This is a genomic window from Streptomyces sp. Pv4-95 (genome assembly GCF_045782725.1).
Taxonomy (GTDB): domain Bacteria; phylum Actinomycetota; class Actinomycetes; order Streptomycetales; family Streptomycetaceae; genus Streptomyces.
Map to the genome: position 1 here is coordinate 7,457,560 of NZ_CP127172.1, position 12,465 is coordinate 7,470,024.

17 protein-coding genes are annotated in these 12,465 nt (G+C 70.7%); 13 read left to right on the forward strand and 4 right to left on the reverse strand.

The genetic code is table 11. The annotated features are described in order from the left end of the window. Positions 1-24: 24 nt before the first annotated feature. Together QOM21_RS32750 and QOM21_RS32755 are read right to left on the reverse strand one after the other, a co-directional pair. Positions 25-2,625: an ATP-dependent Clp protease ATP-binding subunit gene (locus tag QOM21_RS32750; RefSeq protein ID WP_407554619.1), complete on the reverse strand. Its 2,601-nt coding sequence runs from the start codon at positions 2,623-2,625 to the stop codon at positions 25-27. A gap of 143 nt (positions 2,626-2,768) precedes the next feature. Continuing rightward, on the reverse strand, positions 2,769-3,641 hold the full coding sequence (locus QOM21_RS32755) for a universal stress protein (protein ID WP_407554620.1): 873 nt from the start codon (positions 3,639-3,641) through the stop codon (positions 2,769-2,771). 293 nt (positions 3,642-3,934) lie between these two features. Here QOM21_RS32755 and QOM21_RS32760 point away from each other — a divergent pair, with 293 nt between their 5' ends. From QOM21_RS32760 to QOM21_RS32820, 13 genes are all read left to right on the forward strand, one after another. Further along, a complete protein-coding gene (locus QOM21_RS32760; protein WP_407554621.1) occupies positions 3,935-4,135 on the forward strand; it encodes a hypothetical protein in 201 nt (66 codons plus the stop codon). A gap of 200 nt (positions 4,136-4,335) precedes the next feature. Next, on the forward strand, positions 4,336-4,527 hold the full coding sequence (locus QOM21_RS32765; RefSeq protein WP_407554622.1) for a DUF6381 family protein: 192 nt from the start codon (positions 4,336-4,338) through the stop codon (positions 4,525-4,527). 182 nt (positions 4,528-4,709) lie between these two features. Next, positions 4,710-5,030: a gas vesicle protein gene (locus QOM21_RS32770; protein ID WP_407554623.1), complete on the forward strand. Its 321-nt coding sequence runs from the start codon at positions 4,710-4,712 to the stop codon at positions 5,028-5,030. Between the two features lie 34 nt (positions 5,031-5,064). Next, complete coding sequence (gene gvpJ / locus QOM21_RS32775; RefSeq protein WP_407554624.1) at positions 5,065-5,535, forward strand: gas vesicle protein GvpJ; 471 nt, start codon at positions 5,065-5,067, stop codon at positions 5,533-5,535. A gap of 3 nt (positions 5,536-5,538) precedes the next feature. Next, the gene (locus tag QOM21_RS32780) at positions 5,539-6,285 is read left to right on the forward strand and encodes a GvpL/GvpF family gas vesicle protein (RefSeq protein ID WP_407554625.1); all 747 of its coding nucleotides are present in this window, start codon (positions 5,539-5,541) and stop codon (positions 6,283-6,285) included. 1 nt (position 6,286) lies between these two features. Next, a complete protein-coding gene (locus tag QOM21_RS32785; protein ID WP_407554626.1) occupies positions 6,287-6,529 on the forward strand; it encodes a gas vesicle protein GvpG in 243 nt (80 codons plus the stop codon). Between the two features lie 15 nt (positions 6,530-6,544). Further along, a complete protein-coding gene (locus QOM21_RS32790; RefSeq protein ID WP_407554627.1) occupies positions 6,545-7,384 on the forward strand; it encodes a histone protein in 840 nt (279 codons plus the stop codon). 5 nt (positions 7,385-7,389) lie between these two features. Next, entirely contained in the window at positions 7,390-8,406 is a 1,017-nt protein-coding gene (locus tag QOM21_RS32795; RefSeq protein WP_407554628.1) for an SRPBCC family protein, read from the forward strand. A gap of 8 nt (positions 8,407-8,414) precedes the next feature. Continuing rightward, positions 8,415-8,777 (forward strand): gas vesicle protein, encoded by a 363-nt coding sequence (locus QOM21_RS32800; protein ID WP_407555963.1) that lies wholly within the window; start codon positions 8,415-8,417, stop codon positions 8,775-8,777. Then, entirely contained in the window at positions 8,774-9,613 is an 840-nt protein-coding gene (locus QOM21_RS32805; RefSeq protein ID WP_407554629.1) for a GvpL/GvpF family gas vesicle protein, read from the forward strand. Before QOM21_RS32800 ends, QOM21_RS32805 begins: the two co-directional genes overlap by 4 nt. A gap of 4 nt (positions 9,614-9,617) precedes the next feature. Then, on the forward strand, positions 9,618-9,848 hold the full coding sequence (locus QOM21_RS32810) for a gas vesicle protein (protein WP_407554630.1): 231 nt from the start codon (positions 9,618-9,620) through the stop codon (positions 9,846-9,848). After that, entirely contained in the window at positions 9,845-10,141 is a 297-nt protein-coding gene (locus QOM21_RS32815; protein ID WP_407554631.1) for a gas vesicle protein K, read from the forward strand. Before QOM21_RS32810 ends, QOM21_RS32815 begins: the two co-directional genes overlap by 4 nt. Before the next feature lie 208 nt (positions 10,142-10,349). After that, a complete protein-coding gene (locus QOM21_RS32820) occupies positions 10,350-10,529 on the forward strand; it encodes a CsbD family protein (RefSeq protein WP_407554632.1) in 180 nt (59 codons plus the stop codon). 122 nt (positions 10,530-10,651) lie between these two features. On the opposite strand, the gene QOM21_RS32825 is transcribed toward QOM21_RS32820, so the two are convergent. Together QOM21_RS32825 and QOM21_RS32830 are read right to left on the reverse strand one after the other, a co-directional pair. Continuing rightward, positions 10,652-10,969 carry a hypothetical protein gene (locus QOM21_RS32825; protein WP_407554633.1) on the reverse strand — a complete coding sequence of 106 codons (318 nt, stop codon included), beginning with the start codon at positions 10,967-10,969 and terminating at the stop codon, positions 10,652-10,654. Between the two features lie 53 nt (positions 10,970-11,022). Next, on the reverse strand, positions 11,023-12,291 hold the full coding sequence (locus tag QOM21_RS32830; protein ID WP_407554634.1) for an ATP-binding protein: 1,269 nt from the start codon (positions 12,289-12,291) through the stop codon (positions 11,023-11,025). Positions 12,292-12,465: the final 174 nt, after the last annotated feature.

A 12,465-nucleotide genomic window follows, 5' to 3' on the forward strand; every position in this document is an offset into this window, starting at 1 on the left:
CGACGGGCCGGGACACCGCTCCTGTCACGTGGCCGCGGAGGGCGTGGTGCTCCCGGCGCCGCTTCCGTCCTCCTCCCGGCCGGTGCGGAACGTCAGCTGACCGTCCTTGGTCTCCACGCGCACCCGGTCGCCCGCCGACAGCGCGCCGTCGAGCAGCATCCGGGAGAGCGGATTGTCGATCTCACGCTGGATGGTGCGCCGCAGCGGACGGGCGCCGTACTCGGGCTGATAGCCGTGCTTGGTGAGCCAGTCCACGGCCTCCGGCGTGAACTCGATGGTGATGTCCTGGGCGTGCAGCCTGCGGCGGTTGCCCTCCAGCAGGAGATCGGTGATCCGTCGCAGCTGGTCGTCGTCGAGCCGCCGGAAGACGATGATCTCGTCGAGCCGGTTGAGGAACTCCGGGCGGAAGTGTTCGCGCAACGTCCCCAGCGCCCGCTCCCGGGCACCGTCGTCGGCGTCCGCCCCGGAGCCGGCCGCGCCGAAGCCCAGCATGCCGCGGCCGCCGCTGAGGGCGTCGGAGCCGAGGTTGCTCGTCATCACGATGACCGTGTTCTTGAAGTCGATCGTCCGGCCCTGCGCGTCGCTCAGATGCCCGTCGTCGAGCACCTGCAGAAGCATGTTGAAGACATCCGGATGCGCCTTTTCCACCTCGTCGAGCAGCAGCAGCGAGTACGGGTGGTGGCGCACGGCCTCGGTCAGCTGGCCGGCGTCCTCATGGCCGACGTATCCGGGCGGCGCGCCGACCAGCCTGCTGACGGTGTGCCGCTCCTGATACTCGCTCATGTCCAGCCGCACCATCCGGTCCTCGCTGCCGAACAGCGCCTCGGCGAGGGCGCGGGCCAGTTCGGTCTTGCCCACACCCGTCGGCCCGAGGAAGAGGAAGCTGCCGATCGGGCGGCTGGGGTCGGCCAGGCCCGCCCGCGAGCGCAACACGGCCTCGGAGACGGCCGTGACGGCGTCCTCCTGGCCGATCACCCGCGTGTGCAGGCGCTCCTCCAGGCCGAGCAGCCGGCTCTTCTCCTCCTCGGTCAGGCTGCTGACGGGGACACCGGTCTGCCGTGACACGATCTCGGCGACATCCTCCGCGGTGACCTCCACGATCCGGCCGTCGCCCGAAGCCTGCTCCGCACTCTCGCTCGCACCCGCCTCGATCCGTGCGGTGATCTCGGCGATGCGGTCACGCAGCTCGGTGGCCCGCTCGTACTGCTCGGAGGCGACGGCCTGGTCCTTGTCCCTGACCAGTTGCTCCGCCTCGCGTTCGAGGTTGCGTGTGTCGCTGGTCTTCGTCCCCGACCGCAGCCGCACCCGGGCGCCCGCCTGGTCGATCAGATCGATGGCCTTGTCGGGCAGGAAGCGGTGCGTGATGTAGCGGTCGGAGAGTTCGACGGCCGCGAGCAGCGCCTCGTCGGTGTAGCGCACCTGGTGATGCGCCTCGTAGCGGTCCTGCAGCCCGCGCAGGATCTCGACGGTGTCGGCGACGGTGGGCTCCGGGACCAGGACGGGCTGGAAACGGCGGGCGAGCGCCGCGTCCTTCTCGATGTGCCGCCGGAACTCCTCCAGCGTCGTGGCGCCGATGATGTGCAGCTCCCCGCGGGCGAGCGCGGGCTTGAGCATGTTGCTCGCCTCCAGGGAACCGCCCTCCGAGCCGCCACCGCCGGCCCCGACGACGGTGTGCAGCTCGTCGATGAAGACGATCAGCGAGTCGGAGTGCGCCCGCACCTCCTCGATGATGTTGTTCATCCGCTCCTCGAAGTCACCCCGGTAACGGGTGCCGGCGACGACGCCGGTCAGATCCAGCGCGACGACCCGCCGCCCCGCCAGCTGGTCGGGTACGTCCCCGTCGGCCAGGCGCTGCGCCAGGCCCTCGACGATCGCCGTCTTCCCGACGCCGGCGTCGCCGACCAGCACCGGGTTGTTCTTCCCGCGGCGGGAGAGCACCTCGATCGTCTGCTCGATCTGCTCGTCGCGGCCGATGACCGGGTCGATCCGGCCGGCCCGTGCCATGTCCGTCAGGTCGCGGCTGTACTTGTCGAGGGTGGGGGTGTCGTGGCTCGGCGCGGGCGGGTGCTCCGCACCGGCGGGCGGTGACCCGAACGAGGCCGGGGGGCCGGTCTGCGGGTCGAAGTGGACGATGTTGAGGATGCGGCCCGCCGCCGAGTCCGGGTTGGACGCGAGCGCCCCGAGCACGTGCTCGGGACCGATGTACGAGGCCCCGGTGCCCAGCGCCAGGTCATGGGCGCCCAGCAGGGCCCGCTTGACGGCCGGGGTGACGGCGACACTCGTCTGATGCGGCCCCGTTCCGACCTTGCGGTCGATGTCGGCGGCCAGGGCGTCGGGGTCGACCCCCGACTGCTGCACCAGGCTGCGGGTCGGCTCGGTGGAGAGCGCCACCCGCAGGAGGTGCTCGGTGCCGAGTTCGGGGCTGCCGTGTTCCGCGGCGTAGGCGGCCGCCGCCGTGACCAGTTGCCGGGCCGGTCCGCTCATCAGCCGGGCGATGTCCGCCTGCCGCGGCATGGGGCGCCGTGCGTCCTTGGAGGAATTCGCAGCACGGCCGAAGACGCGCGCGAGGAAGTCGTCGAACGGGTCCTGGCCGAAGCCTTCCGGACCCATGAAACCGTTGCTCATGTGTGTCCGTTCCGCTGTCACGACGGCGCCGCGACATGCTGCTCTGTCGGGTTGCTGTCGGGTTCCTTGTGCCGCTGCCCTCGCGGGTGCCCAGGACGGGCGACGTCACACACGGCAGGCACGGGTGGCGGGGCCGGGATCTGTCAGTCGCTGTCCGTTGTGGGCACCACCGCGACGGGCGACGCCGCGGTGTGCAGCGCCGCCGCACTCACCGATCCCAGCATCAGCCTGCGCAGGCCGGTGCGCCCGTGCGAGCCGACGACCAGCAGAGCGGCCCGGCGCGAGGCTTCCGCCAGGATCGTCGCGGGGCGGACCCGCTCGACGCGCACGTCCACCGACACCCGGGGATAGCGCGCGCCACGCTCGGCGGCCAGCGCCTTCAGCCGGCGCCGCGCCGCGTCGTCGAGGGCCTTGAAGTCCGGCGCCACCATGCCGGGGCCGGTGGGCATCTCGCCGAGGTGGAAGTTGGCGTGCAGCAGCTCCAGGCGCGCACCTCGCAGATCGGCCTCGGCGAACGCCAGGTCGAGCGCTTCCTCCGACACCTCGGAGATGTCCACACCGACCACGATCCGGTTCTCCGGCGCGGCCGAGGTCTCTCCCGGTCGGACGACGAGGACCGGGCATTCGGCGTGGGTGGCCACCTGCCAGCTCACGGAACCGAGCGGCAGCCGCGCGAATCCGCCGCTGCCGCGATGGCCGAGCACCAGCAGCGCCGCCTGCGAGGAGCGTTCCACCAATGCCGCGGCGGGCCGGCCGGGTACCACCTCCGCCGTCACCGGCACCTGGGGAAAGTCGAGCCGCACCATCGCCGTGAGGGGTTCGACGACCCCGGCGCCGAGCGCCGTCGCGGTGGCGTGCCGCGCCTGGGCGTCCGCCGCCTCGGCCACGTGCAGGAGGCGCAGCGGCCTGCCGTGCAGCTCGGCTTGTCGTGCCGCGTGCCGCACGATGGTCTGCTGGTCTCCGCCTTCCTCGACTCCTACCAGCACGGGGCGGTCGGTTGCGGTGGCGTCGTACATCGAGACTGCTCCTCTGCTCCTGGACTTCGCCGGCAAACCTTTCTCCGGTCGTCCCGGCTACCCGTGCGCCGCGCTCTCACGCGCCGCGCGGGCCCGCCCCACCCCGCGAACGGCCTGGTTTCGGCCAACGACCGTCGAGGCCGATCGGGCGCCGCCGAGCCCCGTTCCGCGACGGCCCCCGCCGTCGACGTCGCGGGCTGCGGTTGCGACTTCGCCGCCCGCGTGCGAAGAGCCCCGACGACCCCGATCCTGAAAGGGACGGGGGAGCCGCCGATGCGTCGAGGAGGCCACGCATGAGCATGGCGGACAGGCTCAAGAAGATGCTGGCGGGGGACTCCCGCCATGACTCCCACCCGGCCGAGCCCGCCGCTCGTGAGGAGTCACCGGCCGCCGAGCAGTCACCCAAGCGCACCGGCACGTCCGGCTGGGAACGCAGGAGGCGGCTCAAGGAGGAATTCGAGCGGATGCACCGCCCGGATCCGCCTCCGCGGTAGCAAGCGGCCCCGCCGGGGCGTCACAACGGCCGGCGAACGGCCGGTGCGATGCCCCGACAGCCCGGGGGAGGCCCGGCGGGCGGCGTGGACGGCGTACTCCGGCGGCGGTCGCGGAGCGTGACCATTCGAGGTGCCGGGCCGGACGGGTGCTGATTCGCTGAGTGGCAGTTCCCCCTCTGACGAACGAGCAAGGAGTGACCATGAGCCCCGCAGACGAAGCCATGGAACGCGCCCGGCAGATGCGTGACAAGGCCAAGGAGCTGAACGAGGCCGCCGAGCGCGCCGGCGACCCGAAGGAGCGGAAGCGGCTCCAGGAGAAGGCCGGCAGGCTGGAACGGCAGAGCGAGCAGGAGAGCAGTATGGGCAGCGGGGACATCTACCCCTCTCTGTGAGTTCGGCCGCGTGCAGAGCACCGAATGCGCCGGGTGGCCTGCTTTCGTCCTCAGGGCGGAAGGCCACCCGGCGAGTGCGCGGTGCCCCTTCGATACGCCGAACGGGCCCCGTGAGCCTCCGGTCCGACGTATTCGGACCCGCTCAGGATGCGAGGGTCGAGAAGACGATCAGACTTGGAAATATGGCAGAGCAATCCCGAACGCGGACTCGGTCAACGTCGACGGCCGCCCGAAAACACAAAAAGCCGGAGAACGGCCCCGGAAGTGTGGCACGCGGTGCCGCCGAAACGCTGCAGAGCCTGATCAACCACCGGGTGGAGGGCGTTTCCGCTGTCCGGCGCACCGACAACGGGTGGTGCGTCGCGGTGGAGGTTCTCGAATTGGAACGCATTCCGGATACCACGAGCCTGCTGTCGAGCTACGACGTGCAGCTCGACCAAGAAGGCCAACTCCTGGAGTACTACCGGACCCGCCGCTATCGGCGAGGCGCGGCTGACGAGTGATCACATCGATCCGACCGGCTGAGAGGACACCCAGATGACCACGACCACCTATTCCGGCTACGCGGGCGAGGTAGTCCCCTGCCCGCCGAGGGCGGGCACGTTGTACGACGTGCTGGAACTCATCCTGGACCGGGGCATGGTCATCGACGTGTTCATCCGGGTGTCTCTGGTCGGCATCGAAATTCTCAAGATCGACGCGCGCATCGTGGTCGCCAGTGTCGATACGTATCTGCGTTTCGCCGAGGCGTGCAACCGCCTGGATCTGGAGCGGGATTCCGGCAGCGTCACGGTGCCCGAACTGTTCAGCGGCCAGGCGGCGAAGAGCGTCGGAAAGCGCAAGGTGCAAAAGGCGGCCAAGTCCGTCGGGGACACCGTCCGCACCGCCGTCGGAGGCGGCGACGACTCCCACGAGGACGACGAGGGCGACGAGCAGCCCCAGCGGCGCAGGCGGGCGCCTGCCAGGTCCGGAGCGGCCTCCCGCCGGCGCAGGTCAGAGGAGGACTGATCCGTGACGGACACCGGCGCTTACGTCTACGGCACGGTCCGGGCCGACCACCCGGTGCCCCCCGGCCTGCGCGGAGTGGGCAGCCCGCCGGGCGAGGTGACGACCTGCACCGTGGGGCGGTTGACCGCGGTCATCAGCGCCGCCCCGCCCGACCTGCGGGCACGTCGCCGCGATCTGCTGGCGCACCAGGAACTGCTGCTGCGGCTGGCCGAGGACGGGCCGGTGCTCCCCATGAGGTTCGGCATGGTCGCGGCGGACGAGTCCGCGGTACGCCGTCAGCTGGCCGACGCCGAGGACGGTCATCTCGCGGTCCTGGAACGGCTTGCCGGCCGTGTGGAGATGAACGTCAAGGTACTGCCCGCCAACGACGCGCTCGCGGCCCTCGTCCAGGAGGACGCCACCGTCCGCGGACTGCGCGACGCGGTACGCCGCCGGCCGAGCTACCAGGCCAATCTGCGCCTGGGCGAGGCCGTGGCGGCCGCGCTCGCCCGCCGGGCCACCGAGGCGGGGCGCGAGGCGGTGAGCCACCTGGCGGCCTCGGCGCACGCGGTCGCCGCCGGGCCGGAGGTCGCCGGATGCCTGGTGAACACGTCGTTCCTGGTGGACCGCCGCGACAGCGACGGTTTCCGCGCGGAAGTGGAGCGCCTCGCCGGGCACCACCGCAACCGGGCCGAACTGCGGGTGGCGGGCCCGCTGCCTTGCTACAGCTTTCTGGAGGCCGAGGTACCGGCCGGAAGTATCGGAGTGTGACATGGGGTTGCTCAGCGGGATTCTCACCCTGCCGTTCGCTCCGGTACGGGGCGTGGTCTGGGTCGCCGACCAAATGGCGCAGGCGGCCGATCGTGAACTGCACGACCCCGCCGTCATCCGGAGCCGGCTCGCCGCACTCAACCAGGAATACGAAGAAGGACACCTCAGCACGGAGGCGTTCGAACGCGAAGAGGATCGGCTGCTCGATCTCTTGCACGGGCGGCGATCGGTTGTCTGCCAATGAAGAGGTGACCTGCCCATGAATGACCGGACCAAGGTTCTGCTCGCTGCCGCCATCGCGGGTGGCTACGTACTGGGCCGTACGAAGAAGGGCCGGCTCGCTCTCACCGCCGCGACGTATCTCGCCGGGCGTCAATTCGGGCTCGAACCGCGCCAGCTGGTCGCGGAAGGGGTCCGCAGGATCAGCGAGATTCCGCAGGTCGCCGACCTGAGCGACCAGGTGCGCGGGGAACTTCTGGACGCCGGCCGGGATGCCGTCACCGCTGCCGCGAACCGCAGTCTCTCCACGTTCGCCGATTCCCTCCACGAACGCACACTGCGCATCGGCGCGGTTGAGGAGGAAGAACCGGAGGACGAAGAGGACGAGGAGGAGTACGAGGACGAGGAGGAACCGGAGGAGGAGTACGAGGAGGACGAGGAGCCGCCGGAGGACGAAGAGGACGAAGGCGAGGAGTACGAGGACGAGGAGGAGCCGGAAGAGGAGCCGGAGAAGCCACGCGGCTCCGGTAGGAAGGGAGAGAAGAAGGGCGGCCGGAAGCCCGCTGCCAAGAAGTCCGCCGGCTCCGGCAAGGCGGCGGCCAAGAAGGCGGCTCCCGCCAAGAAGACGGCCCAGAAGTCGGCCCAGAAGAAGTCGGCACCCGCGAAGAAGGCGGCGGCGAAGAAGTCCGCGCCCGCGAAGAAGTCCGCGCCCGCGAAGAAGTCCGCGTCGGCCAAGAAGTCCGCGGCCAAGAAGACCGCCGCGAAGAAGGAACCGGCGAAGAAGACCGCCGCGAAGAAGTCCACCGCAGGGAAGAAGGCCGCCTCGTCGTCGAAGACGACCGCCAAGAAGACAACATCGCGCGCCGATCGCCGGAGGTAACCGTCATGGCCAAGACGGGACGGGACAAGGACGCAGAAGAGTCGGGATTCGACCGGGTGCGTTCGGAACTCGGGGACTATCTGAGTGCGCAGGTGGGGAACCTGGCCGAGAAGGCCGGCGGCAAGCTGACCGATGTGACCCAGCAGCTCGCCGAGGGCGGCGAGAGCGGCGGAATGCTGAAGATGGGCTCCCGCCTCCTCAAGGGCGAGAACCCGGCCAAGGCGTTCCTCGCCGAGAAGGCCAAGGGCCTCAAGGACAACGTCGTGGGGAAGGCGAAGGAGGCCCTCGGCGGCGGCAGCGGAAACCGCAAGCCGGGGGACACGAAGGTCACCAACATCATCGAGGTCCTCGATATCGGCCTGCCCTTGCGCACCGTCTACGACCACTGGACCCGCTACGACAAGTTCAGCAGCTTCACCAAGGGCGTCCGCGATGTGTCGCAGAGCGACGAGGTGACGAGCGACTGGAAGGCCAAGGTCGGTCCGTCGACCCGGGGCTGGAAGGCGACCGTCCAGGAGCAGGTGCCCGACGAGCGCATCATCTGGACGTCCGAGGGAGCGAAGGGCACCACCCGAGGAGTGGTGACCTTCCATGAACTGACGCCGGGCCTGACCCGCATCGTCCTCGTCGTCGAGTACTACGCCTCGGGCTTCTTCGAGAAGACCGGAAACATCTGGCGCGCCCAGGGCCGGCGGCTGCGGCTGGACTTCAAACACTTCCAGCGCTACGTCACCCTGACCGACGAAGAGCCGGAGGGCTGGCGTGGTGAAATCCGCGACGGCGAGGTCGTGCGGACCCACGAAGAGGCCGTCGAGGAAGAAGATGCGGAGGAAGAAGAGGGCGAAGAGGGCGCCGAGGAGGACGAGGACGCCGAGTACGAGGACGAGGCGGAGGCCGACGGGGAAGCCGAGGAAGAGGATGGCGAGTACCCGGAGGACGAGGATGCCGAGTACCCGGAGGAGGACGAGGACGACGACTGGGACGAGGCCGACGAAGAGCGTGAAGACGAAGAAGAGGAATGAGTGACCACGTGACCGATGTCGACTTCAGGCAGGCCGCCGCGCCCGCCAACGGTCCCAGTACCACCAACCTCGCCGAGATCCTCGAACGCGTCCTCGACAAGGGCATCGTCATCGCCGGGGACATCAAGATCGACCTCTTGGACATCGAACTCCTCACCATCCGGCTGCGCCTGTTCGTCGCCTCCGTGGAGACGGCCAGGAAGGCCGGCATCGACTGGTGGGAGACCGACCCGGCGCTCAGCTCCAAGGCGGCACGCGACGAACTCCGGGAGGAGAACGAGCGCCTGCGCGAACGGGTGGAGGCGCTGGAGTCCGCCGACGAGGACCGCGCGTCCGCGCCCGCTCGCCGCAAGGACAAGGCCGGGGCATGACGACGCAGACCTCCCCCGGTGTCCCCGAGGAAGCGCCCGCCACCTACGTCTTCGCCGTGTGCCGCGGCGTCGATCCCGCCGCCTTCACCGGACTGCCCGGCCTCGCCGCAGGCGCGCCCGTACGTGTGCTGCCGTTCGGACCGCTCACGGCGGTCGTTCAGCACGTCCCCGCCGCGGCGTTCACCGAGGAGTCCTGGCAGCAGCGCCTGTCGGACCGCCAGGAGCTGGAGCGGTGCGCCCGCGCCCACCACGAGGTGGTGACCGCGGCTGCGGCCTGCGGGCCGACGGCGCCCCTGGCACTGGCGACCCTGTACCGGGGCGACGAGCGGGCGCGGCAGGCTCTGGCCGCGGACGTGGAGCGATTCGCCGCCTCGTTGGACCGCATCGAAGGTCACGCCGAGTGGGGCGTCAAGGTCTACCTGCCCGCCGCTGCCGGTTCCACGGCCACTTCCGCCGAGCCGTCCGGAGGCAGCACCACCGGCCCGCGGCCCGCCCGTGACGGCGTCGGGAGCGCCACCGCCGGTCGCGCCTATCTGGAGCGCAAGCGCGGACTGCAGCGAGCGCGGGAGCAGCACCATGACCGCGCGCTTCGGACCGCTGAGGACGTCGACGCCACCCTGTCGGGGCTGGCGACCGCGGCCCGTCGGCTCCGCGCGCACAGCCAGGAGGTGACGGGGGAGCAGAACCGCCTCCAGGTCCTCAACGCCGCTTACCTGGTGGCGGCGGAGCGCGAGCAGGCCCTCGCCGGCATGGTGGCGGCACTGCGCGACCGGACCGGCGCGCAGATCGAGATGTCCGGGCCCTGGGCGCCGTATTCGTTCGCCGGGGAGGTGTGAAGCGGTGTCCGCGCGTACGCCTGTTCCGTGGGAGACACCCGAGCCGCTGTCCGGACCGATCGGGGTGCCGTTGGTGGACCTGCTGGACCGTGTGCTCTCCACCGGTGTCGTCATCAGCGGCGATCTGGTCATCGCCATCGCGGACGTGCCCCTGGTGCGTCTGTCGCTGCACGCGCTCCTCTCTTCGGTCAGCGAACGGGTCCCCGCGCCCTGGTCGGACGGAGGGCCCCTGTGAGCGAGCGGGCCGCGCCGGCCGAGAACAGATTCGACATCGACCGCGATCAAGTCGGCCGCGACCTGGTCGCCTTGGTGCTGACGGTGGTCGAGCTGCTGCGGCAGCTGATGGAGCGGCAGGCGATCCGCCGGGTGGAGCAGGGCGATCTGAGCGATGACCAGGTGGACCGGATCGGCGAGACGCTCATGCTTCTCGACGAGCGGATGAACGAACTCTGCGATCAGCACGGCCTGCGCCTCGAAGACCTCAATCTCGACCTCGGACCGCTGGGCTCGCTCCTGCCGCGGGACTGAGGAGGCGGCCCGCCCGCCTCGTCCGGGAGCCGTACGCGGTCCCGAGGCGTGCGGTCCCGGCAGCGGAGCGTGGCCGGCGGTGGCTTCCCGAGGTCACCTCACCCATTTGCCCTGTTTTCGTGCTCGGTGTGCGATTCTTGTGAGTGGGCCGGATCCCGCGCCGACCGGAGGAGCGGGTCTGGGCCGGGTGATGAGGAAGGACCACGCCATGAGTCGGAGCGAAAAGGCCCGCGCACGGGCCGAGGAGCTGAAGGGCACGCTCAAGAGGCACGCGGGTCGTGCGGTGGGGAACGACAGGATGGCCGCCGAAGGCCAGGCCGAGCGGAGCAAAGGCGCCGCCCGCCAGGCCAAGGAGAAGGTCAAGGACATGTTCAGGCACAAGGGTTGAGCGAGGGGTGAGGGGCGAGGGCGTCATGGTGACGTCTCTCCCCATGCCGGTCGGGGGAGTGTCCGCTCTGCGGGCGCTCCCCCGACTCATGCCTCCGGGCGAGGGAAGAGCCCCCGGCCCTCTCAGCGCACCCGCTTCGCCCCTGCGGCCAGCTTCCGGACGTACTTCTCGCCGTCGGCGTAGGCCAGGTGGTAGGTGAAGTTCTCCGACACGTACTGCGTGCGTCCGGTCGTGACGTCGGTGACGTCCACCCGGTAGCCCAGCGCGCTGTTGCCGCACCTGAACCGGCCGCCGACCCCCGTCCGGTTCTCCGTCACGGTGATGGCGAACCGCTCCGGTGGGGGCGTCGCGTCGGCCCGCTCCGGATGGTGAGGCGTACCCGGGCGCCACCGGGAGACCGCGCGCAGGGCGAGGGCGCGAATGCTGAACGCGGAGCGCATACGGACCTCCTCGGCGAGCACCCCATGCCAGGCTTGCGCATCCGCCCGCCCCTTCAGGTGCGCCCGTACCTGCTGGTCTGGTCGGCGAACGCCAGCGCCATCTCCGTCGTGACGGTGGGCCGGGTGCGGCGGATGGCGTGGAGGTAGTCGTCGGTGACCGGGCGGCAGCGGTTCCCGGTGTCCAGGGTGCGCTCGAAGGCGGTCTGTGCCACCACCCGGGCCACCTGCGCGATGTCTGCCGGGGTGAACCCCTCGCTGGCCTCCGCGAGCACCGCGGTATCGGCCTCGGCACCCGCCCTGGCCAGGTAGCTGGTCCACAGCGCACCACGCGCTTCGGCATCGGGCGGGCCGACGGGCAGCACGTAGTCGAAGCGTCCGTGGCGCAGGAACGCCGGGTCCAACGTGGACACGTTGTTGGTGGCGCAGACCAGCAGCCGGCCATCGCGGTCGCGGAACCGCACGATCGACTTCAGGAGCTCGTTGACGACCCCGACGGACGCCGGGTCCGAGCCGCTGCGCAGACCGGCGACCTCCTCGACCTCGTCGATGAAGACCAGTGCGTGATCGAGCTGCGCGATCTGGTCGAAGTGCCTGCTCAGCCCCGTCGCCAGCCCGTCCTCCAGGGCGAGCCGGGACGGGAGGAGTTCCACGAAGGGCCACCCGAGGCGGCTGGCGACCGCCTTGGCGAAGGTGCTCTTCCCGGTGCCCGGCGGCCCGAAGAGCACCACGGCCCGGGGCGGTTCGACACCGTGGTCCGCCGCCAGCTCCGGGTGGGCGAGAGGCAGGACCAGACGGCGTTCGATGAGCTGCTTCTCCGCCGTCATCCCCGCCAGCTGCCCCCAGCCGCCGGCGGGCGGTACCACTCCGCCCAAGGAGGCCAGGAGGGAGGAGTCCTGCGCGGTGACCACTTCGGTCTTCTCGAAGTAGGTGAGGCCGTCGAGGGGCCGGAAGCCGGAATGGTGCAATGCCGTCGAGCCGCATTCGCCCTCGGGGAGGACGGCGGCCAGCGTGCTGGCGCCGGCTGTCTGGAGACGGTGCTCCAGGGCCGACAGCATGGCGCTGCCCATCCCCAGATTGCGCCACGACGGATGAATGCCGATCCGCAGGATCCAGGCCCGGTCGCCCTCGACGCGGCCCACCGCGGCGCCCACCAGGCGACCGTCGGCCACGGCGACGATGGTGGGGTGGAGGCCCTGGAGCGCCGCGACGACATCCGACAGACGGAACACGCCGCGCGGGTCGCCGTGAGCACTCTCGGAGTCGAGCCGGACGATCGCCTCCAGATCGTCCGGGGTGAAGTCCCGTAGATGCCAGCCACCCATGCGCAGCCTCCAGTCCGGCGCTGCCTTACCCCTTCCATGATGCGGCCGGCACCCGGGACCGGCACCCTGCGGCCGGCAGGGCCCGCGACCGGCGCCGCATCGGCCCCGCGCCCGCAAGGGATCACCACAGGGCTTCAGGGCTGCGCGATGCCCACGCGAGCGTGCCGGGGGAGA

What these genes read in the sequence shown, in the direction of transcription:
- QOM21_RS32760 (WP_407554621.1), top strand. Translation starts at nt 3,935, where the DNA reads ATGAGCATGGCGGACAGGCTCAAGAAGATGCTGGCGGGGGACTCCCGC.
- QOM21_RS32820 (WP_407554632.1), top strand. Translation starts at nt 10,350, where the DNA reads ATGAGTCGGAGCGAAAAGGCCCGCGCACGGGCCGAGGAGCTGAAGGGC.
- QOM21_RS32805 (WP_407554629.1), top strand. Translation starts at nt 8,774, where the DNA reads ATGACGACGCAGACCTCCCCCGGTGTCCCCGAGGAAGCGCCCGCCACC.
- QOM21_RS32830 (WP_407554634.1), bottom strand. Translation starts at nt 12,291, where the DNA reads ATGGGTGGCTGGCATCTACGGGACTTCACCCCGGACGATCTGGAGGCG.
- QOM21_RS32770 (WP_407554623.1), top strand. Translation starts at nt 4,710, where the DNA reads ATGGCAGAGCAATCCCGAACGCGGACTCGGTCAACGTCGACGGCCGCC.
- gvpJ (WP_407554624.1), top strand. Translation starts at nt 5,065, where the DNA reads ATGACCACGACCACCTATTCCGGCTACGCGGGCGAGGTAGTCCCCTGC.
- QOM21_RS32790 (WP_407554627.1), top strand. Translation starts at nt 6,545, where the DNA reads ATGAATGACCGGACCAAGGTTCTGCTCGCTGCCGCCATCGCGGGTGGC.
- QOM21_RS32795 (WP_407554628.1), top strand. Translation starts at nt 7,390, where the DNA reads ATGGCCAAGACGGGACGGGACAAGGACGCAGAAGAGTCGGGATTCGAC.
- QOM21_RS32825 (WP_407554633.1), bottom strand. Translation starts at nt 10,969, where the DNA reads ATGCGCTCCGCGTTCAGCATTCGCGCCCTCGCCCTGCGCGCGGTCTCC.
- QOM21_RS32765 (WP_407554622.1), top strand. Translation starts at nt 4,336, where the DNA reads ATGAGCCCCGCAGACGAAGCCATGGAACGCGCCCGGCAGATGCGTGAC.
- QOM21_RS32755 (WP_407554620.1), bottom strand. Translation starts at nt 3,641, where the DNA reads ATGTACGACGCCACCGCAACCGACCGCCCCGTGCTGGTAGGAGTCGAG.
- QOM21_RS32785 (WP_407554626.1), top strand. Translation starts at nt 6,287, where the DNA reads ATGGGGTTGCTCAGCGGGATTCTCACCCTGCCGTTCGCTCCGGTACGG.
- QOM21_RS32750 (WP_407554619.1), bottom strand. Translation starts at nt 2,625, where the DNA reads ATGAGCAACGGTTTCATGGGTCCGGAAGGCTTCGGCCAGGACCCGTTC.